Genomic DNA, 21,650 nt, shown 5'->3' on the forward strand with positions numbered 1-21,650 from the left:
ACTTTTGGCACGCTGTTGAGTTCTCAAGGAACGGACACTTCCTTCGTACTCACCGCGACCCTCCGCGGCTTTCCTCCAGGCGTTTCCCTTCGGTGATCCCGACTTTATCAGAAGTTCTGAGTCGGAATTTCCACCCCGCTCGGCTCCCCTGAACCCTCGTGTGAGGGTTCGTCGGGTGACCGTCGAGGCGGAGCCGTAAACGTACTGGAGCAGGGCGCCCGGATGCAAATCGAGGCGCCCTGCTCACAGTTGGCGGCCGATGTGTACCGGCCAGGTCAGACCTCGCGGCCAGGTCAGACCTCGACCACGACCGGGAGGATCATCGGGCGGCGGCGGTAGGTGTCGGAGACCCACTTGCCGAGCGTGCGCCGCACGAGCTGCTGCAACTGGTGCGGCTCCACCACGCCGTCCTGGGCCGAGCGCTCCAGGACTTCCTGGATCTTCGGGAGGACGCCGTTGAAGGCGGCGTCGTCGATGCCCGAGCCGCGGGCCTGGACGTAGGGCCCGCCGGTGATCTTGCCCGTGGAGGAGTCCACGACGACGAAGACGGAGATGATGCCCTCGTCACCGAGGATGCGGCGGTCCTTGAGGGAGGTCTCGTTGACGTCGCCGACCGAGAGGCCGTCCACGTACACGTAGCCCGCCTGGACCTTGCCCGAGATCTTGGCCTTGCCCTCGACCAGGTCGACCACCACGCCGTCCTCGGCGATCACGATGCGGTCGTGCGGCACTCCGGTGAGCGCGCCCAGCTCGGCGTTGGCGCGCAGATGGCGCCACTCGCCGTGCACGGGCATCAGGTTCTTGGGTCGGCAGATGTTGTAGAAGTACAGCAGCTCGCCGGCCGAGGCATGGCCGGAGACATGGACCTTCGCATTGCCCTTGTGGATGACGTTCGCGCCCCAACGGGTGAGTCCGTTGATCACGCGGTAGACGGCGTTCTCGTTGCCCGGGATGAGCGAGGACGCCAGGATCACCGTGTCGCCGTCGACGATGCGGATCTGGTGGTCGCGGTTGGCCATCCGGGACAGCGCCGCCATGGGCTCGCCCTGGGAACCGGTGCAGACGAGGACCACCTCGTGGTCCGGCAGGTCGTCGAGGGTCTTGACGTCCACGACGAGCCCCGGGGGAACCCGCAGGTAGCCGAGGTCACGGGCGATGCCCATGTTGCGGACCATGGAGCGGCCGACGAAGGCGACCCGCCGCCCGTACTCGTGGGCCGCGTCCAGGATCTGCTGGATGCGGTGCACATGGCTGGCGAAGCTCGCCACGATGATCCGCTTGCGGGCGCCGGCGAAGACCTGGCGCAGCACCTGGGAGATGTCGCGCTCGTGCGGCGTGAAACCGGGCACCTCGGCGTTGGTCGAGTCCGCGAGGAGCAGGTCGATGCCCTCCTCGCTGAGCCGGGCGAAGGCGTGCAGGTCGGTGAGGCGGTTGTCCAGCGGGAGCTGGTCCATCTTGAAGTCACCGGTGTGCACGGCCATGCCTGCGGGCGTGCGGATGGCGACGGCGAGGGCGTCGGGGATGGAGTGGTTGACGGCGACGAACTCGCAGTCGAACGGCCCGATGCGCTCCCGCCGGCCCTCGGTGACCTCCAGGGTGTACGGCCGGATGCGGTGCTCCTGGAGCTTCGCCTCGATCAACGCGAGGGTGAGCTTGGAGCCGATCAGCGGGATGTCCTCCTTCTCGCGGAGGAGGAAGGGAACACCGCCGATGTGGTCCTCGTGGCCATGGGTGAGGACGATGCCCTCGATATCGTCGAGGCGGTCCCTGATCGACGAGAAATCCGGCAGGATCAGATCGATTCCGGGCTGCTCCTCCTCCGGGAAGAGCACTCCGCAGTCGACGATCAGCAGACGGCCTTCGTATTCGAAGACGGTCATGTTGCGGCCGATCTCACCGAGGCCGCCGAGCGGGGTGACGCGCAGGCCGCCGGAAGGCAACTTCGGCGGCGCGCCGAGTTCAGGATGCGGATGACTCAAAAGACTCTCCTCACCATGCGCGCCACGTACCGGAAGGGGCACGTGGCGCGCATGACGTTCGTGCAGTAGCAGTTGCCGGTGGAACGGGAGGACTCTTTGTCCTGGACGTGCTCAGGCACGGCCCCGTGTTCCTGTCCGGCGTTCATTGAGTTGTGCGTATTCAGTTGTGAAGTCCTTGTGGGGCGGCGGCTCGGCGGGGGCGGCGGCCACGGCCGCCGGGCCGGCGGGCTCCCTGTACTCAGAGCTGTACCCCGCCGGCGGCCAGGTCGAGCTTCAGTTGGGCGGTCTCCTCCTCGGAGAGCTCGACCAGCGGCAGGCGCAGCGGTCCTCCGGGCAGGCCCTGCAGGCCGAGCGCCGCCTTGCTGGTGATGACGCCCTGTGTGCGGAACATGCCGGTGAAGACGGGCAGCAGCTTCTGGTGGATCTCAGTGGCCTTCTGGACGTCACCCTCGGTGAACGCCCGCAGCATGGCGCGCAGCTCCGGGGTGACGACGTGGCTGACCACGGAGACGAAGCCGACGGCCCCCACCGAGAGCAGCGGCAGGTTCAGCATGTCGTCGCCGGAGTACCAGGCGAGGCCGGAGCGGGCGATGGCCCAGCCGGCACGACCGAGGTCGCCCTTGGCGTCCTTGTTCGCGACGATCCTGGGGTGCTCGGCGAGGCGGACGATGGTCTCGGTGTTGATCGGCACGCCGCTGCGGCCCGGGATGTCGTAGAGCATCACCGGCAGTCCGGTGGCGTCGGCGATGGCCGTGAAGTGCTGGTAGAGCCCTTCTTGCGGGGGCTTGTTGTAGTAGGGCGTGACCGTGAGCAGGCCGTGTGCGCCGGCCTGCTCGGCGGCGCGTGCCAGCTCGATGCTGTGCCGGGTGTCGTTGGTGCCGACGCCCGCGACGATGTGGGCACGGTCGCCCACCGCCGCCAGGACCGCCCGTACCAGCTCCGTTTTCTCCGCGTTGGTGGTGGTCGGGGACTCGCCGGTGGTGCCGTTGACGACCAGGCCGTCGTTGCCGGCGTCCACCAGATGGGCGGCGAGCTGCTGTGCGCCGTCGAGGTCCAGAGCGCCGTCCGCCGTGAAGGGCGTGACCATGGCGGTGAGGACCCGCCCGAAGGGGATCTGCGGAGTGGAGGTCGGAGCCATGGGTAATACGCTACTCGCTGCTCAGCGCGCGGTCCTCCCTCGGGGGACGCGCCCGGGGGGACGGAACCGGGACGGACACCGCGCGAAGCGCGACGCCAGGACGGGGACGGACGGGGGGCGGACGGGGGCAGGGGTGGAGCCCGGCACTGCCTGCTCGGGGGTTCAAGCAGTGCCGGACCCGTCAAATCAGGCTAGATGAATACCCTTAAACACCGCAATACGGGCGGATCGCCTGGCTGAATCGACGGGTCGAAAGCCGTGGACGGGATGGGCGGCGGTAGGCAGGGGTGATCCGGCACCGCAGCCGCGGCCGCGCCCCCGGCCTCCGGACGGTTTCGGGCCCGACCGCCCCACCGGGGCCGGGGAGGCCGGGGGAGCGGGGAACCAGGGGCCGGCCGAGGCGCACGGCTGCGACACGGACAGGCCGACACCCCGGTCCATGCCTGCGACGCGCGACCGGCACACCGACACACGTCGCACGAACACCGGCACACCGACACACGCACCGACGCACCGACGCACCGACGCACCGACGCACCGACGCACCGACGCACCGACGCACCAGGGTGCCTACGGCGCCACGCGCCCGTTCGCATTGAAAGCCGCGTGCGTCAGCGGCATCAGCCGGGCCCAGTGCTCCTCCATGCGCTCCCCGACCATCTCGATCTCGCGCTGCGGGAAGGACGGCACCTTGGCCAGCTCGTGCTGGGTGCGCAGGCCGAGGAAGTGCATGAGCGAGCGGGCGTTGCAGGTGGCGTACATCGACGAGAAGAGGCCGACCGGCAGCACGGCGCGGGCCACTTCGCGGGCCACGCCGGCGGCCAGCATCTCCTGGTACGCCTCGTACGCCTGGCGGTAGGAGTCCTCCATGGCGCGGACGGTCAGCTCGTGCTGCTCCTCGGTGCCGGGCACGAAGACGTACTTCCCCGGGCGGCCCTCCTGCACGAGCTTGCGGTCGGCGCCGGGCACGTAGAAGACGGGCTGGAGGTGGCGGTAGCGGCCCGATTCCTCGTTGTACGACCAGCCGACGCGGTGCCGCATGAACTCGCGGAAGACGAAGATCGGGGCGCTGATGAAGAAGGTCATCGAGTTGTGCTCGAAGGGGCTGCCGTGCCGGTCCCGCATCAGGAAGTTGATCAGGCCCTTGGAGCGCTCCGGGTCCTTCTTCAGCTCGTCGAGCGACTGCTCGCCGGCGGTGGAGACACGGGCTGCCCACAGCACGTCGGAGTCGCTCGCGGCGTGCTTCACCAGCTCGACGGTGATATCGCTGCGGAAGCTGGGCTTGGGGTCGTCGGCGGGTGTGTCGGTCACGGCTTCAGGGTCCTTCCCCTCTTGGCTCGGGCGCCGCCCACTCTACGGTCCGGCACTGACAGCGCCCGCCGTCACCAGGGGGCCGCATACGCCCCCGTACCGCTGTGAACAGCGGCGAAGCCTGTGAACTCCAGTGATTGCTACGGAACGCCGACGAATTCTCTGAAACGGGCACCTCTCGGTGGATTCGAGCGTCTCTAGGGGTGGCGGCGCTCTGTTCGAGGCGCCCCTGTCGTCCGAAGCACTCCCGAGGAGAAGCAGTCCCATGTTCCGCCGGCGTGAGCCCATCCCCTTCGCCTTTCTCGCCGATGCCGACCGGTTCCGCAGCAATGTGGCTCCCCCGCCGCGGCGGCGGGCCAGCGCCGGTGAGCTGGCGGGCCGCGTCCTGCTCGGCATGACCATCGTCGCCGGGCTCGTCGGGTCGGTGCTCCTCGGGCTGCCCGCGCTCTCGGCGGACCAGCCCCCGGCGCAGGTGCACCACTCCGAAGCGCAGCAGAGCACCGACGGGGGCCGCTGACCGACCGCTCGGAGGGGTCCGCGCCAGGCACCGCGCCCACCGGCCGCCGCCGGTGCGGACCCCGAGGGTGGTGGGCCGCCGCGCGGCTGGATAGCCTCACCGACCACAGCCCTGCATGCACTGAGTGAGGATCAGCCGTGCCCCTGCCCTTCCTGACGGCCGACCGCGCGTTCGACGAGGCGTCCACCGACATAGCGCTGCCGTCCGACGACCGTGACCGCTGGCGCCGCCCCTACCGACCCGGCCCCTGGCGGGTGGGTGCGGCGGCGGTGCTCCTGCTGCTGGCCTCCTACGTGCTGGCGGCAGCCGTGATCATCGCCTTCGCGGGGACCGCGGCCGGCGGCACGGCGTGCGCGGGCCTTGCCGTGCTGATCATCCTCGGTACGCTCCGGCTGCTCAGGGCGGGTACCTGGGTCAGTGCGCAGGGCCTGCGGCGCGTCGGCTTCTTCGCCACCCGTACGGTCCGCTGGGAGCAGGTGGCCGACGTGCGCACGGTGCAGCAGCCGGTGCGCTGGCTGGGTCTGCCGCGCACCGTGCAGGGGCAGGCGCTGATCCTCGTCCGCAGGGACCGCCAGGGCGACCTGCCGGCGCTGCTCACCACGCACGACGGCGACTTCCTGCACCGCCCCGGTTCCTTCGACCGCGCCTCGGACTCGGTGGAGGCATGGGCCGAGGAGTACCGCAGGCACTGAGGCCCCGCGCCCCGCGGGAGCGCCGCTCACGCCCCGTGCCGGTTGCTGCGGGAGCGCCGTCCCGTACCGGTAGCGGATCCGCGGACTCAGCGGACCCTGGAGGGCGCCGTCCTCACCCCCGTGCCGGCTTCGCGTCGTGCAGGGCGATCGCGCGCTGTATCGCCCTGCGGGCGCGGGGCGTGTCGCGGGCGTCGTGGTAGGCCACGGCCAGCCTGAACCAGCAGCGCCAGTCCTCCGGGGCGCGCTCGGTCTCGGCCCTGCGGCGCCGGAAGACGGCGTCCGCGCTCGCCCGGTCGGGCCGCCCGGCCGGCGTGCGCAGCAGCTCGTCCACCGGCAGCCCGCCCTCGGCGTCCAGCTCGGCGGCGAGCCGGTGCGCACGCCGTACGAAGCTCGTGTTCTTCCACAGGAACCACAGGCCGAGCAGCGGCAGGACCAGGACCGCCGCGCCGAAGGCGACGGTGAGCGGTGTGCCGTGCCGGACCAGCAGCACACCGCGGCTGCCGGCCAGCACGAGATGGACGATCAGGACGGCCGCCGTGATCGCGTAGGTCGCCTTCGCGCGCATCGCAGTCACCGTCCGGTGGTCGGATGGCCGGGTGGTTCGGGCCGGGTCAGACGTCGAGGTCGAGGAAGTGCTCCAGGCCGTAGGTGAGGCCGGGCGTGTCCACGACCCGGCGCGCCGCGAGCAGGATGCCCGGCATGAAGCTGCTGTGGTGCAGTGAGTCGTGCCGGATGGTGAGGGTCTCGCCCTCGCCGCCGAGCAGTACCTCCTGGTGCGCGAGGAGGCCGCGCAGCCGTACCGAGTGCACCGGGACGCCGTCCACGCTCGCGCCGCGGGCACCGTCCAACGCGGTGGCGGTGGCGTCCGGCGCGGGTGCGCTGCCCGCCTTGGCCCGTGCCCCCGCGATGAGCTGCGCGGTCCGGGCGGCGGTGCCGCTGGGGGCGTCGACCTTCTTGGGGTGGTGCAGCTCGATGACCTCGACGGACTCGAAGTACGGGGCGGCCGCCTCCGCGAACTTCATGGTCAGGACGGCACCGATGGAGAAGTTCGGCGCGACGAGGACACCGGTCCCGGGTGCGGCGTCGAGCCAGCCCGTCAGCCGGGCGAGCCGCTCCTCGGTCCAGCCGGTGGTGCCGACCACGGCGTGGATGCCGTTGCGGACGCAGAAGTCGAGGTTGTCCATGACCGACGCAGGGGAGGTCAGCTCGATGGCGACCTGGGCGCCGGCGTCCGTGAGCCTCTCCAGGGGTTCGTCGCGTTCCACCTCGGCGACCAGGTCCATGTCCTCGGCGGCCTGCACGGCCCGGACCGCCTCGGAGCCGATCCGGCCCCGGGCGCCGAGCACCGCCACGCGCAGCTTGCTCATTCCTTGATCCTTGTCGGTACGGGCCCAGGCCGCTACCGGTGGGCCTGCGGGTGGGCCCGGCGAGGGCCCGGGCGGGGCTGTTCCGGCCCCGCGCCGGGCGTCGCCGGGTGACGGCTCGGTGCGGCTAGGCGACGGCGTCGTTCAGCCGGCCGGCCTGCTTGTCCTTGAGCGGGCCGATGACGGAGAGCGAGGGCCGCTGTCCCAGCAGCCGGCGGGCCACGTCCCGGACGTCGTCGGGGGTGACCTCGGATATCCGGGAGAGCATCTCGTCGACGGACATCTGCTCGCCCCAGCACAGCTCGCTCTTGCCGATCCGGTTCATCAGCGCGCCGGTGTCCTCCAGGCCGAGGACGGTGGAGCCGGAGAGCTGGCCGATGGCGCGGCCGATCTCGTCGTCGGACAGGCCGTGCTCCGCGACGCGGTCGAGCTCGTCGCGGCAGATCTTCAGCACGTCGTGCACCTGGCTCGGCCGGCAGCCGGCGTAGACGCCGAAGAGGCCGCAGTCGGCGAAGCCGGAGGTGTACGAGTAGACGCTGTAGGCGAGGCCCCGCTTCTCGCGCACCTCCTGGAAGAGGCGGGAGGACATGCCGCCGCCGAGGGCGGTGTTCAGCACGCCGAGCGCCCAGCGGCGCTCGTCGGTGCGCGGCAGGCCCGGCACACCGAGGACGACGTGCGCCTGCTCGGTCTTGCGGCCGAGCAGCTCGACACGGCCCGCGGTGCGCACGGCCCGGCTGCCGTCGCGCGGGGCGCGGGGCTCGGCGTCGGCGCGGGTGAGTGCGCCGGCCCTCTCGAAGGCTGCCCGTACCTGGCGCACCACCTTCTGGTGGTCGATGTTGCCCGCGGCGGTGACCACGAGGTGGGTGGGGTCGTAGTGCCGCTTGTAGAAACGGCGGATGCGGTCGGCGGTGAGGGCGTTGACCGTGTCGACGGTGCCGAGGACCGGGCGGCCGAGGGGGGTGTCACCGAGCATGGTGTGCGCGAAGAGGTCGTGCACGCAGTCGCTGGGGTCGTCCTCGGTCATCGCGATCTCTTCGAGGATGACGCCGCGCTCGGCGTCGACGTCCTCCTCCAGGATGAGCGAACCGGTCAGCATGTCGCAGACGACGTCGATGGCGAGCGGCAGGTCGGTGTCGAGCACGCGCGCGTAGTAGCACGTGTACTCCTTGGCCGTGAAGGCGTTCATCTCGCCGCCGACGGCGTCGATGGCGGCCGAGATGTCCAGTGCGGAGCGCCTGCTGGTGCCCTTGAAGAGCAGGTGCTCCAGGTAGTGGGTGGCGCCGTTCAGGGTCGGGGTCTCGTCCCGGGAGCCGACGTGGGACCAGATGCCGAAGGTGGCGGAGCGTACGGAGGGCAGGGTCTCGGTGACGACGCGCAGACCGCCGGGCAGCGTGGTGCGGCGGACCGTGCCGATGCCGTCCTTGCCCTTGAGCAGGGTTTGGGTATGGGCGACGGCCCGCACCTGGGAAGAGGTGCGGGCCGTCGCCTTTGCGCTAGGGGACGTCACTTGGTGGCATCGTCCTTCTTGTCGTTCTGCTGGGGGTTGCCCTCGGCGTCGTCCTCGCCCTCGATCACCGGGATCAGCGAGAGCTTGCCGCGGGAGTCGATCTCGGCGATCTCGACCTGGACCTTGTGGCCCACGCCGAGGACGTCGTCGACGTTCTCCACACGCTTGCCGCCGGCGAGCTTGCGGATCTGCGAGATGTGCAGCAGGCCGTCCTTGCCGGGCAGCAGGGAGACGAAGGCACCGAAGGTGGTGGTCTTCACGACCGTGCCCAGGTAGCGCTCGCCGACCTCCGGCATGGTCGGGTTGGCGATGCCGTTGATCGTGGCACGGGCCGCCTCGGCGGACGGACCGTCGGCGGCACCGATGTAGATCGTGCCGTCGTCCTCGATGGTGATGTCGGCGCCGGTGTCCTCCTGGATCTGGTTGATCATCTTGCCCTTGGGGCCGATGACCTCGCCGATCTTGTCCACCGGGATCTTGACGGTGATGATCCGCGGGGCGTTCGGGGACATCTCGTCGGGCCGGTCGATGGCCTCCATCATCACGTCGAGGATGTGCAGCCGGGCGTCACGGGCCTGCTTGAGGGCCGCGGCCAGCACGGACGCGGGGATGCCGTCCAGCTTGGTGTCGAGCTGGAGGGCGGTGACGAAGTCCTTGGTGCCGGCGACCTTGAAGTCCATGTCGCCGTACGCGTCCTCCGCGCCGAGGATGTCGGTGAGGGTGACGTAGTGGGTCTCGCCCTCGATCTCCTGCGAGATCAGGCCCATGGCGATACCGGCGACCGGCGCCTTCAGCGGGACACCGGCGTTCAGCAGGGACATGGTGGAGGCGCAGACCGAGCCCATGGACGTCGAGCCGTTCGACCCGAGGGCCTCGGAGACCTGGCGGATCGCGTAGGGGAACTCCTCGCGGCTCGGCAGCACCGGCAGCAGCGCACGCTCGGCGAGCGCGCCATGGCCGATCTCGCGGCGCTTGGGGGAGCCGACGCGGCCCGTCTCGCCGGTGGAGTAGGGCGGGAAGTTGTAGTTGTGCATGTAGCGCTTGCGGGTCACCGGGGAGAGGGTGTCCAACTGCTGCTCCATGCGGAGCATGTTCAGGGTGGTGACGCCCAGGATCTGGGTCTCGCCGCGCTCGAAGAGCGCCGAGCCGTGCACCCGCGGGATGGCCTCGACCTCGGCGGCGAGCGTGCGGATGTCCGTGACGCCGCGGCCGTCGATGCGCTTCTTCTCCTTGATGACGCGCTCGCGCACCAGCTTCTTGGTGAGCGCGCGGTACGCGCCGGAGATCTCCTTCTCGCGGCCCTCGAACTGCGGCAGCAGCTTCTCGGCGGCGAGGCTCTTGACGCGGTCCAGCTCGGCCTCGCGCTCCTGCTTGCCCGCGATGGTGAGGGCGGTGGCGAGCTCGTCGCGCACGGCGGTGGTGAGCGCCTCGAGGACGTCGTCCTGGTAGTCCAGGAAGATCGGGAACTCGCCGGTCGGCTTGGCGGCCTTCGCGGCGAGGTCGGCCTGGGCCTTGCAGAGGACCTTGATGAAGGGCTTGGCGGCCTCCAGGCCGGCGGCGACGACCTCCTCGGTGGGGGCCTCGGTACCGCTCCCGACCAGCTTGACGGTCTGCTCGGTGGCCTCGGCCTCGACCATCATGATCGCGACGTCGCCGTCCTCCAGGACCCGGCCGGCGACGACCATGTCGAAGACGGCGTCCTCCAGCTCGGTGTGGGTGGGGAACGCCACCCACTGGCCCCTGATCAGGGCGACCCGGGTACCGCCGATCGGGCCCGAGAAGGGCAGGCCGGCCAGTTGCGTGGAGGCGGAGGCGGCGTTGATCGCGACGACGTCGTACAGGTGGTCCGGGTTGAGCGCCATGATCGTCTCGACGATCTGGATCTCGTTGCGCAGGCCCTTCCTGAACGACGGGCGCAGCGGGCGGTCGATCAGGCGGCAGGTGAGGATCGCGTCCTCGGAGGGGCGGCCCTCCCGGCGGAAGAAGGAACCGGGGATCTTGCCGGCCGCGTACATGCGCTCCTCGACGTCCACCGTGAGGGGGAAGAAGTCGAGCTGGTCCTTGGGGTTCTTGGAAGCGGTGGTGGCCGACAGCACCATGGTGTCGTCGTCCAGGTACGCCACGGCGGATCCGGCGGCCTGCTTGGCCAGGCGGCCCGTCTCGAAGCGGATGGTGCGGGTGCCGAAGGAGCCGTTGTCGATGACGGCCTCGGCGTAGTGGGTCTCGTTCTCCACCAGCGAATTCTCCGTTACGTCTGCAGTGTCCCCTGGCCCGTGTGGCGGGGACCGACGGAGAAGCGCGCCTTGGGTGCTGGCCGGTCTTCGATCGAAGCACCCGGGGTGCGACGCCCGGGGGCCACTACCGAGGACCGGCGGCGGCTGGGGTGCGCTCCTCCTCGTGAGTGATGGCTTGTTCTCTTGTCCTGAGGGGCGCCCGGCCGGCGGCCGGAAGCCCTTGTCCTGTGCACCAGACTACAAAGCGGCACGGACACCGCGCACGCGCCGCGTGCGGGCCGGGCCCCGTGGCCCGGATCCGGACGGCGCAGCGGTGACATGCACATGGCTGGCGCGGCGGGACGGGGTTATGCGAAGGGAGCGGCTCCCGATGGCGAGAACCGCTCCCCTGCACGGCGTACTACCTGGCGCCCGCGGCACCGCGGCGGATGCCCAGGCGCTCGACGAGCGTCCGGAACCGCTGGATGTCCTTCTTGGCCAGGTACTGGAGCAGGCGACGGCGCTGTCCGACCAGGATCAGCAGGCCACGGCGGGAGTGGTGGTCGTGCTTGTGGGTCTTGAGGTGCTCGGTCAGGTCCGAGATCCGGCGGGAGAGCAGGGCGACCTGTACCTCGGGAGAGCCCGTGTCACCCTCCTTCGTGGCGAACTCGGTCATGATCTGCTTCTTCGTGGCGGCGTCGAGCGACACGCTCACTCCTCGTTCTTCGTTCTGGTTCGTCATGGAATGACGGCCACCGAGTGCCCCTGGTCTGGGTCTCAGGGGAGCTTCCGTGACTCGGGAGGCGGGGACCCGCTGGGCGCTGCCTCCAGATCCTGTGGTGCACGGGATCCGGCGGCGCGTACACAAACGGCCGGTGACAGGCTACCAGCCGTACGCAGGCAGTCGGTCACCGGCCGTGCCGCGCCCGTGGCGGGCGGGCCGCGGGGTCAGCTCGTCATGGCGCGCGCGGCGGCGAAGACGTCGAAGACGGCGAGCGTCAGCGGCACCAGCGTCAGCAGCACGAAGCCCTCGGCGATCTCCAGGAAGCGGCCCCAGAACGGGGTGATGCCCTTGTTCGGGACGATCAGGCCGACGGCGGTGGTCAGCGCCGCGGCGACGGCGATCACCGCCGCGAGCCACAGGGTGCGGATGTCGAGCGCGCCGCCGTCGCCGGCCAGCGCGTGCTGGATGAGGTCGTGCGGAGGGTTGAGGCAGAGCCCGAGGCCGAGCAGCAGCAGCGCGCCGAGACCCGCGGCCAGGGCGGCCGCGACCTGTGCGGTGTAGCGGAACAGCCGGGCGCGCATGATCATCGCGATGCCGGTGGCGCAGGCGAGGAGCTGGCCCCAGACGTTGTCGGAGAAGCCGAGCACCGCGGCTGCACCGACGGAGACCAGGGCGCAGCCGCCGACGAGACCGACGAGGAGCTCATGGCCGCGGCGCGCCTGGGCGGCGATGCGCTCGGCGTCGACCGGCTGCTGCGGGCCAAGGTCGCCGGCGGCGCCTGCGGGCGTCGCGTGCGGGGACTCGAAGCCGATGGGCAGCCGTGCGAAGCGCATGGAAAGGCCCGGCAGGAAGGCCAGCGCGCCCACCGCGACGGGGGCGCACAGGGCGGCGTCCTCGACCGGCGCCATGTCGCCGAGGCTGGCGGCGAAGGTGGTGAGGAGCCCGACGGCGGAGGCGAAGACGAAGGCCACGAAGGGCCCGTCGCCGCCGGGCGAGACGACGGTGAGCACCACGGAGGCGACCAGCACCGCGGCGCACGCCAGCAGGAACTGGAGCCGGCCGATCCCCTCGTGGGCCCCGAGCGGCAGCAGCCCCGAGCCGGCCACCGCCACGTTGGGCAGGGCGCCGAGGCCGAGTGCGACGGCCGAGCCCCGGTCGTCGTAGACCCGGGCGCGCACGGCGGCGAGGGTGATCAGCAGGACACCGGCGACGGTGGCGAGGATGCCGGGCAGGCCGTGCATGTCGTGCAGCGGCTGGGGGGCCCACAGGACGAAGGCGAGCAGCACCGGCAGGACGCCGCCGGCCACCAGGCCGGCGGCGCGGGTGAGCGTCTCGTTCCACAGCGTGCTGTCACCGGACACCGCGGAGGCGACCGCGTCGGAGACGTCGTCGTAGACGGCGGGCGGCAGGGACTCGGCGAAGGGGCGCAGGCTCAGCAGCTCGCCGTCGAGGACGCCCTGCGCGGCGAACGTGCGCGCGCTGTCCAGGACGGTGCCGTCGCGGCGCACCAGGTGGTAGCCGACCGGCGCGCCCTCGGCAGGGCTCTGCGCCGCAAGCCGCAGCACCTCGGGGTAGAGGTCGGCGACCGGGACGTCGTCGGGGAGGGCGACGTCGACCCGGGCGTCGGGGGCGACGATGGTGACGCGGCAGAAGCCGAGCTCCGATCTGACGCGGGACTGCGCTGCCGGCCCCGGGCCGCCGGGTACGGCGGCCGCCGTCGAGGACACCACGCTCACCTGTTTCTCCCCCTCACGGGTCCTCGGCCCTCGCGGGTCGGGCCCCCTTTCCGGCTTTCCGGTTCCGGCGTCTCGCACCTGCTCGGCCGCCCGGCCGTCCGGCCTTCCGGCTCCGGCCTTCCGGCTCCGGCGTTCGGCTCTTCCGGTCCTTCTGGCTCGGCTCTTGCGGCCGCACCGGACGGCTGCCCGCGGCCGGCCGCCCGCCGCCGTCCGGGTGACCGGCCGGGGACCGCGGCATCCGCCCCGCCCCGTGCGGGACTTCGCACCCGTGCGGGCAACCGGGCGACACCCTACCGTCCGCTTCCCCGCTCATATGTCAGTAGGATCGCACGGCGATCGGCGTCCGTCAGAACGCGACCCGGCGCCCGCGGCCTCCCGAACAGAACGCGACTCCGGCCCCCGCGGACTCCCGAATCCGGCACGGAATGGACGAGCAGTGAGCCAGATCATCGTCAAGCGCCCGCCACGGGTTCTGCCGTCGGAGGTGCCGACGGAGGAGATCGACCTGCAGTCCCCGCCCGAACTGCCGCGGGGTCAGCAGGAGGGCGCGCTCATGCAGTTGCTCCCCATGCTCGGCATGGGCGGATCCGTCGTCTTCTACTTCATGCCGACCACACAGCCGTTCATGAAGGTCATGGGCGCCGTGATGGTGGCGTCCACGGTGGCGATGTCGATCTCCATGGTGATCCGCTACCGCCGCGGCACGCAGGGCGAGCTGGCGAACATGCGCCGCGACTACCTGCTCTACCTCTCGCAGACCCGGCACACCGTACGGGACACGGCACGGGCGCAGCGGGACGCCCAGTACTACCTGCACCCCTCCCCCGACCAGCTCTGGGCACTGGTCGCCGAGGGCAGCAGGGTCTGGGAGCGGCGGCCCGGCGACGACGACTTCGCACAGGTGCGCATCGGACTCGGTCCGCAGTCCCTGGCCTCTCCGCTGCTGGCCCCGCAGACGGCGCCGGTGGAGCAGCTCGAACCGCTCACCGCGCACGCCATGCAGCGCTTCCTCGCGCTGCACGGCACCCTGGACGCGCTGCCCATGGCGGTCTCGCTGCGTGCCTTCTACCACCTCACCATCAGCGGTGACCCGGTCTCCGCGCGGGCCACGGCACGGGCGCTCGCGGCGTCGCTCGCCTCGCTGCACTCGCCTGAGGACCTGGTGATCGCGGTGGCGGCGGGCCGGGACGCGGCGGCGCACTGGGAGTGGGCGAAGTGGCTTCCGCACTGCCAGGGCCCCGGCCCGGCGGACGGTGCCGGCAGCCGGCGCCTGATCACCGGCGACACCATGGAGCTGGACGAACTGCTGTCCGCCCGGTTGCAGGGCAGGCCCCGTTTCCACCCGGCGGGTGCGCCGCTGCCGGACGAGCCGCACATCGTCGTCCTTCTGGACGGCGTCTCGCTGCTGCCCGTCTCGACCCTGGCGAGCCCGGAGGGCCTGCAGGGCGTGACGGTCGTGGAGGTGGTGGCGGGCGAGCTGACCGGTGGACGCGGCGGCCTGTCGGTGGTCGTCCACCCGCGCACCGTCCATCTGGAGTCGGAGGACGGCCTGGTCTACGAGGGCACGCCGGACCTGCTGTCGTACGAGGCCGCGGAGGCGCTGGCCAGGCAGCTTGCACCGCTGCGGGTGGCCTCCGGCGGCGAGGACGACGAACCGCTGCTGGCCAACCTGGAGTTCACCGACCTGCTCTCCCTGGGCGACGCCGCCTCGGTGGACACCAAGCGCACCTGGCGGCCGCGCGCGCTCGCGGAGCGGCTGCGGGTGCCCATCGGCGTCGGCGAGGACGGCCGACCGGTGATGCTGGACCTGAAGGAGGCGGCGCAGGAGGGCATGGGCCCGCACGGGCTGTGCGTCGGCGCCACGGGCTCCGGCAAGTCGGAGCTGCTGCGCACCCTGGTGCTCGGCCTCGCGGTCACCCACTCCTCGGAGACGCTGAACTTCGTCCTCGCGGACTTCAAGGGCGGTGCGACCTTCGCGGGCATGGCGCAGATGCCGCACGTCGCCGCCGTCATCACCAACCTGGCCGACGACCTGACGCTGGTGGACCGGATGGGCGACTCCATCCGCGGTGAGCTCAACCGCCGCCAGGAGATGCTGCGGGACGCCGGCAACTACGCCAACATCCACGACTACGAGAAGGCGCGCGCCGCGGGTGCGCCGCTCCAGCCGATCCCGTCGCTGGTCCTGGTCATCGACGAGTTCAGCGAGCTGCTCACCGCCAAGCCCGACTTCATCGAGATGTTCGTGCAGATCGGCCGCATCGGCCGTTCGCTGGGCGTGCACCTGCTGCTGGCCTCGCAGCGCCTGGAGGAGGGCCGGCTGCGCGGCCTGGAGACCTACCTCTCCTACCGGGTGGGCCTGCGGACCTTCTCCGCCGCGGAGTCCCGCGCCGCGCTCGGCGTCCCCGACGCCTACCACCTGCCGAACGTGCCGGGCTCCGGCTACCTGAAGTACGGCACGGACGAGATGGTGCGGTTCAAGGCGGCGTACGTCTCGGGGGCGTACCGCTCCGGCGCGCAGCAGGCCGCGCTCGGCGGTCCCGTGCCGGTGGAGCGGCGTCCCGCGCTCTTCACGGCGGCACCGGTACCGGTGCACTACGCCGACCCGGGGAAGCGCCCGGCGGAGCGGGGCGGCGCCGGGGCCGGCGGCACCGAGGACAGCGCCCTCGCCGACACCGTACTGGACGTGATCGTGCGCCGCCTGGAGGCGCAGGGCCCCGCGGCGCACCAGGTGTGGCTGCCGCCGCTGGACTCGCCGCCCCCGCTGGACGCCCTGCTGCCCGGTCTCGCGCCGGTGCAGCAGCGCGGCCTCACCCAGCCGGGTTACGAGGGCGCGGGGCGCCTCGTCGTTCCGCTCGGTCTCGTCGACAAGCCGTACGAGCAGCGGCGCGACCCGCTGTGGTGCGACTTCTCGGGCGCGGCCGGGCACATGCAGATCGTCGGCGGGCCGCAGTCCGGCAAGTCGACCCTGCTGCGCACCCTGATCGCGTCCTTCGCGCTCACGCACACCCCGCACGAGGTGCAGTTCTACGGTCTGGACTTCGGTGGCGGCGGCATGGTCGCGGTCGCCGGCCTGCCGCACGTCGGCGGTGTGGCGTCCCGGCTCGACCCGGAGCGGGTGCGGCGCACGGTATCCGAGGTGTACGGGGTGATGAGCCGCCGCGAGGAGTACTTCCGCGCGATGGGCATCAGCTCCATCGCGGAGTTCCGCGCCCGGCGGGCCCGGGGCGACATCTCGGTGACGGACCAGCCGTGGGGCGACGTCTTCCTGGTCATCGACGGCTGGGGCAACTTCCGCTCGGACTACGAGGCGCTGGAGGACCACGTCCTGGACATCGCGGCACGGGGCCTCGGTTACGGGATCCACCTGGTGCTCTCGGCCTCCCGGTCCATGGAGGTGCGGTCCAACCTCAAGGACCAGTTGATGAACCGCCTTGAGCTGAGGCTCGGCGACCCCATGGACTCGGAGTTCGACCGCAAGGTCGCCGCGAACGTCCCCGCCGGGGTACCGGGCCGCGGCCAGACCCCGCAGAAGGCCCACTTCATGGCCGCCGTGCCGCGCATCGACGGCCTCACCTCCGACACGGAGCTGTCCGAGGCGACCACCTCGCTGGCCGCCGAGGTGGGGCGCCACTGGACGGTGCCGGGTGCCCCGCAGGTGCGGCTGCTGCCGCGCGAGCTCCCCGCGGCCCAGCTACCGCCCGGCCATGCGCACCCCGCGCGCGGAGTGGCCTTCGCACTGGACGAGAACAACCTGGAACCGGTCTTCGTGGACTTCGACCAGGACCCGTTCCTGCTCGTCTACGGCGAGAGCGAGTCGGGCAAGTCGAACCTGCTGCGGCTGCTCATCAAGCAGCTCGCGGAGCGGTACTCCGGGGACGCCTGCAAGTTCTTCGTCGTCGACAACCGCCGCGCCCTGCTGGACGTCACGCCCCGTACGCACCTCGCGGAGTACGTGCCCATGTCCAATGCCATGGGCCACCACGTCCAGGCCCTGGCGGACCTGATGCGGCGGCGCACGCCCACCGCCGAGGTCACCGCGCAGCAGCTCAGGGAGCGCAGTTGGTGGCGGGGGCCGACGGTGTACGTGGTCGTGGACGACTACGACCTGGTGTCGACGTCCAGCGGCAACCCGCTGGCCGACCTCACCGAGATGCTGCCCTTCGCCCGGGACGTCGGTGTGCGCTTCATCATCGCCCGCAGCTCGGCGGGTGCGGGCCGGGCCACGTACGAGCCCTTCATCCAGCGGATGACCGAGCTCGGCGCGCAGGGCCTGATCCTCTCCGGCGACCCCGGTGAGGGCGACCTCATGGCGGGCGTCCGCCCGCGCCCGATGCCCGCGGGCCGCGGTGTCTTCGTCTCCCGGCGCAGGGGGAGGCCGCTGGTGCAGACGGGGTTGCTGCCGGAAGAGCACTGAGGCGCACCGCACCGCCCGGCGCAGGCTGCACGGCCCGCGCCGGGCGGAGGTCGTCCGTACGGGCGGGGCCGTGCACCGGGGGGATTGCCTCGGGCTGGGCCGCACCGGCAAAGGGCGTTTGCGCCCGTCGGGCGGGGCACGCCGGTGCCGTCGGGCGGGGCGCGCCGGCGGTGGCCGTCGGAGCCGTCGGAGCCGTCGGAGCCGTCGGAGCCGTCGGAGCCGTCGGAGCACGGGTACCGGGCACGGGCCGCCCTTTTCGGCCAACTACGGACCGTCAGGGGTGAGTTGACCTGCGTCCCACTACGCTGCGTCGCTAATCTGTCACCACATGCCCCCACAGCCGTTTCGCGGGACCCAGCGTGAACGCAGCCTGTGCGGGCGGCGACACAGGCGACGGGGAGGGGCGCACGCATGGCCTGGGACGAGTGGGAGCAGCTCAAGGCGGATGCAGCGAGGAAGCATGCCACGGGGATGCAACTGGACCAGTACCCCGGGGACCAGGGCGGCGGCGACGCCGACCTGGTCGTCCACCAGGACGATCTCGGAGCCGTCGGCCACGAGGCGTTCGTGCTCCACGGCCGACTGGGCAAGCAGGCCGACCTCGCGGCGGCGGGCGCGGGCAAGGACGGCCAGGGATCCACCCAGCAGGCGGCCGCCGCGCTCAAGGGGCACCACTTCGCGATGGGCCCCGCGTTGCAGGAGACCGTCCACGTCTGGACGACCCAGTTGAAGTCGGTCCTCCAGGCGTGTGCCCACATCTCGAACCACCTCGACCACAGCAGGAAGCAGCACGGCCACGACGACGCACGCATCGCGGCCGACCTCCGCGGCAGGGACGGCTCGGCCGTGTCCGTGTCCCGGCTGAACGACCTTTTCGAGTGAACGACCTTTCGAGCAAGGGGACGGCTGACGGGTGGCCCTCACGTACACCGACCTCATCGAGGTCGACCTCGAACGCCTCGGTACGGCCGTCGCGGACTGGAAGCAGGCCGTCGGCCATCTCAGGACGCTGGCCAAGGACGCCGAAACCGGGCTGCGCGCCAAGTCGGAGTCCGCCCGCTGGGCCGGTGTCAACGCGACGGTGACCCGGGACTTCATCAGGAAGACCGCCAAGGAGATCGGTGACCTCCACACCGAGGCGGGCAGCATCCACCGCCTCCTCGACGACGCGCACCGCGAACTGGCCGAACTCCAGCGCAGCGTGCGCGCCCTGGTGTCCGACGCCCGCGAGCAGGGCTTCGTCGTCACCGACGCCCATCACTGCACGGTCGTCGTCGCCGAGCACACGGCACCGGGCGAGCCTCCCAAGGAGGGCGGCCAGGAGAAGGCCCAGCACTTCGCCGACCAGATCAGCTCGAAGCTGGGCCGGGCCAACGACATCGACCAGTCGGTGCGACTCGCACTCGGCCGCACGCACGGCAACGACCCGTACAACGCCGGCCACCGCACATACGCGTCGCTCGACGACGCGCAGGCGGAACGCGCCGTCGAACTCGCCCGGAAGGGCGACCGCATGACCGAAGGGGAACTGGCCGAGCTCAACCGCATCCTGCGTTTCAACGGTCGTGAACGGGACGGCGAGTTCGCCACCGACTTCTACGAGGGCCTCGGGGGCCCCGAGAAGGTCCTCGAGTTCTACGGCCTGATGGCGACCGACGGTACGGAGAGGGACGCGGGCAGGGCGCGCCTGGACGCCGTGGGCGAGCTCCAGCGCAACCTGGGCCACGCGCTCGCCAACGCGACCGACCCCGACAGGAGGCACCACCTTCCGCCGAGCTGGGGCGCGGAGTTCCGCAAACTCGGTACGCAGCCGGTGGAATGGCAACCCGGCATGATGAGCAAGCCCTACGGCTACCAGGTGCTCGGCGGGATCCTCCGCTACGGCGACTACGACCCGCGCTTCCTCACACCCATCGCGGAGCACATCACCCAGCTCCACCAGGCCGACCCGGACGGGCTGCTGACCCGGGTCGGGTACGGGCAGGGCGAACGGTACGGGTTCAATCCCTCGGGCAGGACGGGGTCCGGGACGGATCCGCTCAACAGCGTCCTGGAGGCCCTGGGCCACAGCCCCGAGGCCTCACAGCAGTTCTTCACCCGTCCGCCGGTGGCTTATCGGGAGGACGGGGCCGTGGATCCGGGTGGGAAGGTGGACTTCAAGAGCTACCTCGACGTCTTCACCGACAAGCACTTCCAGTGGAACCCGGACTCCAACGACCCGTACGTCTACGGCGACCTCCAGAAGCAGGAAGCGGCCCGGAACTTCGGCCCCGAGGCCTTGGGACATGCGTTGGAGTCGGCGGCGACTGGGCGGCCGTACGACGACGACAGCGGGCATGCGGTCAAGCATTCACCGGAGGCGGCCGACCTGGTCAGGAAGATTGTGAGTGAGTTCGGCGCACATCCGGAGCTCATTCGCCACAACGAGAACGGCGACATCGAGGAGGTCTCCGGCCCTCTCTACGCCATGCGCGGTAGCCTTGGCGACATTACCGCCGATTACATGGGTGACTTTCAGCGGACACTCGCAGGAACGGACAGCGCAACCTACCCGTCCTCGGGTTCACCCGCCAGGTTGGAAGAAAACACAGCGTACGCTTTCCTGTCAGAGGTCGGCCAGGATCCCAACGCATATGCATCCATCACATCCGCCCAGCATGCCTATACCGCCCACATTGTGCAGGAGGCCGTCAACTCGGACAGTGATTCATCGGTCCCGGACGTCGAACGAATCAAAAACGCCACACGACCTGGCGGCATCATCGCCGGCGTTCTGAGTGAATCACGAGCGGCAGCCGTCCTCGACTACCACTCCGCAGTGGACAGTCAGTTCAACGAGGCGGCAGCGGAGAAGCAGAAGTGGGTCAACCGCATCCTCGGCATCGGCATGGGCAAGGTGGAGGAGGTCCCGATCGTCGGTGCCCCCGTGGGCTGGGCCGTGGAAGACATCCAAGAGAGTGTGATGAAGAGCATTGAGAAGGACTCATCGGATCAGGCGCGAAGCGACGCCGGAGGCACCTACTTCCAGGGCCGCGACGCGGCTATCGACTCGGCACGAACGGCCGTTGAAGTAGCAACGCGTGGAAAATACAACTGGGAAACGGTGGTCGATCTCATGAATTCTGGCGGCAACGCAGCCGACGACGGCCACTCGGCAGGCGTGGCCATGGGCAGCGCGACCAGGCCGAAGCGATGAGCGTGACGGGAAAGCAATGGATCGCAACCATCGCGGGCCTTGTGGCACTGCTGACTCTCTCAGGATGCTCAAGCAACGACAGGAACTACCAAGTGCCGTCCGCGCTGTGTAAAGTCCCCGTCAAGGCATCCACGCTGAGGGACATTCTTCCACCCGGGAACAAGCTGACCGTAGCCAAGTCGAGTGCGGGAGTGGTCCCGGACAGCCTCTTCTGCAGCGTTGACATAGACGGAAGGGTCGAGCTCTCCATGGAAGGGCGTTGGCAGAAAGCTGACCTCACCGCCCAGCAAGCCGCCGAACAGCAACTGGTCTTCAACGCGCACCCCGAACAGGGCGGCCGCTACGCGGTATGGAATGACGGTGCCACCACGATCATCGACTGCAAGAACGCCCGGCAGAAGGCCGAACACTTCTCCATCGCAGCACAGGTCGAGAATCCCGACGGCGACGTAGGCGACAAAATGGTCCGGTTTCTCGCCAGCTACGCCGAGGGCTACAAGAAGACGCTCCCCTGCGAACGGTGACCCCGCCGCCGGGGCGGAGGGGTGCCCCTCCGCCCCGGCCACACCCCGCCCCACCGAAGCACGCACCCACACACCCACACCGCAGCGAGCCAAGCCGCGGGACGCCAAGCCGCCGCCCACAAGGAAAGGGCACGTTTTCGCCACCAACTCCCCACACCCCGGGGCCCGGGCCCACGGTCCCGGCAACCCCCCGCACCTCCCACGTTGGTAGGTTGACGGCTGCCCTCAAGCAGTCGGACGCTTGCCCGATCGCACATAGAATTCGCGCCACAGCGGCGGATGCACGCGGAGGGCGGCGGGTGCCGGGTGGTTCACCGGCGCGCGGAGCGAGA

The 21,650-nt window shown here is 70.7% G+C and carries 15 protein-coding genes; 6 read left to right on the forward strand and 9 right to left on the reverse strand.

Annotated features, from left to right (window positions below):
- Positions 1-293 precede the first annotated feature (293 nt).
- From IE313_RS32020 to thyX, 3 genes are all read right to left on the reverse strand, one after another.
- Positions 294-1,979 carry a ribonuclease J gene (locus IE313_RS32020; RefSeq protein ID WP_189938460.1) on the reverse strand — a complete coding sequence of 562 codons (1,686 nt, stop codon included), beginning with the start codon at positions 1,977-1,979 and terminating at the stop codon, positions 294-296.
- Between the two features lie 238 nt (positions 1,980-2,217).
- Complete coding sequence (dapA, locus tag IE313_RS32025; protein ID WP_189938462.1) at positions 2,218-3,117, reverse strand: 4-hydroxy-tetrahydrodipicolinate synthase; 900 nt, start codon at positions 3,115-3,117, stop codon at positions 2,218-2,220.
- 570 nt (positions 3,118-3,687) lie between these two features.
- Positions 3,688-4,428: an FAD-dependent thymidylate synthase gene (gene thyX / locus IE313_RS32030; RefSeq protein ID WP_189938464.1), complete on the reverse strand. Its 741-nt coding sequence runs from the start codon at positions 4,426-4,428 to the stop codon at positions 3,688-3,690.
- 265 nt (positions 4,429-4,693) lie between these two features.
- Here thyX and IE313_RS32035 point away from each other — a divergent pair, with 265 nt between their 5' ends.
- Both IE313_RS32035 and IE313_RS32040 read left to right on the forward strand, forming a co-directional pair.
- Positions 4,694-4,945 (forward strand): hypothetical protein, encoded by a 252-nt coding sequence (locus tag IE313_RS32035; RefSeq protein WP_189938466.1) that lies wholly within the window; start codon positions 4,694-4,696, stop codon positions 4,943-4,945.
- A gap of 137 nt (positions 4,946-5,082) precedes the next feature.
- On the forward strand, positions 5,083-5,637 hold the full coding sequence (locus IE313_RS32040) for an SCO5741 family PH domain-containing membrane protein (protein ID WP_189938468.1): 555 nt from the start codon (positions 5,083-5,085) through the stop codon (positions 5,635-5,637).
- Between the two features lie 112 nt (positions 5,638-5,749).
- On the opposite strand, the gene IE313_RS32045 is transcribed toward IE313_RS32040, so the two are convergent.
- The 6 genes from IE313_RS32045 to eccD form a co-directional block, all read right to left on the reverse strand.
- Positions 5,750-6,202 (reverse strand): hypothetical protein, encoded by a 453-nt coding sequence (locus IE313_RS32045; protein WP_189938470.1) that lies wholly within the window; start codon positions 6,200-6,202, stop codon positions 5,750-5,752.
- A 46-nt stretch (positions 6,203-6,248) separates the two neighbouring features.
- Positions 6,249-7,004 carry a 4-hydroxy-tetrahydrodipicolinate reductase gene (gene dapB / locus IE313_RS32050; protein WP_189938472.1) on the reverse strand — a complete coding sequence of 252 codons (756 nt, stop codon included), beginning with the start codon at positions 7,002-7,004 and terminating at the stop codon, positions 6,249-6,251.
- Positions 7,005-7,128: 124 nt separating this feature from the next.
- Positions 7,129-8,508: a M16 family metallopeptidase gene (locus IE313_RS32055; RefSeq protein WP_189938474.1), complete on the reverse strand. Its 1,380-nt coding sequence runs from the start codon at positions 8,506-8,508 to the stop codon at positions 7,129-7,131.
- Positions 8,505-10,742 (reverse strand): polyribonucleotide nucleotidyltransferase, encoded by a 2,238-nt coding sequence (locus IE313_RS32060; protein ID WP_189938475.1) that lies wholly within the window; start codon positions 10,740-10,742, stop codon positions 8,505-8,507. The genes IE313_RS32055 and IE313_RS32060 overlap by 4 nt, the downstream gene beginning before the upstream one ends.
- A gap of 400 nt (positions 10,743-11,142) precedes the next feature.
- Positions 11,143-11,430: a 30S ribosomal protein S15 gene (gene rpsO / locus IE313_RS32065; RefSeq protein ID WP_189938550.1), complete on the reverse strand. Its 288-nt coding sequence runs from the start codon at positions 11,428-11,430 to the stop codon at positions 11,143-11,145.
- Positions 11,431-11,669: 239 nt separating this feature from the next.
- Positions 11,670-13,181 (reverse strand): type VII secretion integral membrane protein EccD, encoded by a 1,512-nt coding sequence (eccD, locus tag IE313_RS32070; protein ID WP_189938477.1) that lies wholly within the window; start codon positions 13,179-13,181, stop codon positions 11,670-11,672.
- A gap of 436 nt (positions 13,182-13,617) precedes the next feature.
- Here eccD and eccCa point away from each other — a divergent pair, with 436 nt between their 5' ends.
- The 4 genes from eccCa (at position 13,618) to IE313_RS32090 (ending at position 21,318) form a co-directional block, all read left to right on the forward strand.
- On the forward strand, positions 13,618-17,598 hold the full coding sequence (gene eccCa / locus IE313_RS32075; RefSeq protein ID WP_189938479.1) for a type VII secretion protein EccCa: 3,981 nt from the start codon (positions 13,618-13,620) through the stop codon (positions 17,596-17,598).
- A 411-nt stretch (positions 17,599-18,009) separates the two neighbouring features.
- On the forward strand, positions 18,010-18,480 hold the full coding sequence (locus IE313_RS32080) for a hypothetical protein (RefSeq protein WP_189938481.1): 471 nt from the start codon (positions 18,010-18,012) through the stop codon (positions 18,478-18,480).
- Positions 18,481-18,511: 31 nt separating this feature from the next.
- Positions 18,512-20,794, forward strand: a complete 2,283-nt coding sequence (locus IE313_RS32085) for a DUF6571 family protein (RefSeq protein WP_189938483.1) — start codon at positions 18,512-18,514, stop codon at positions 20,792-20,794.
- Positions 20,791-21,318 (forward strand): hypothetical protein, encoded by a 528-nt coding sequence (locus IE313_RS32090; protein ID WP_189938485.1) that lies wholly within the window; start codon positions 20,791-20,793, stop codon positions 21,316-21,318. The genes IE313_RS32085 and IE313_RS32090 overlap by 4 nt, the downstream gene beginning before the upstream one ends.
- Positions 21,319-21,650 lie beyond the last annotated feature (332 nt).

Source organism: Streptomyces sulfonofaciens, assembly GCF_014656295.1.
GTDB classification, from domain to species: Bacteria; Actinomycetota; Actinomycetes; order Streptomycetales; family Streptomycetaceae; genus Streptomyces; species Streptomyces sulfonofaciens.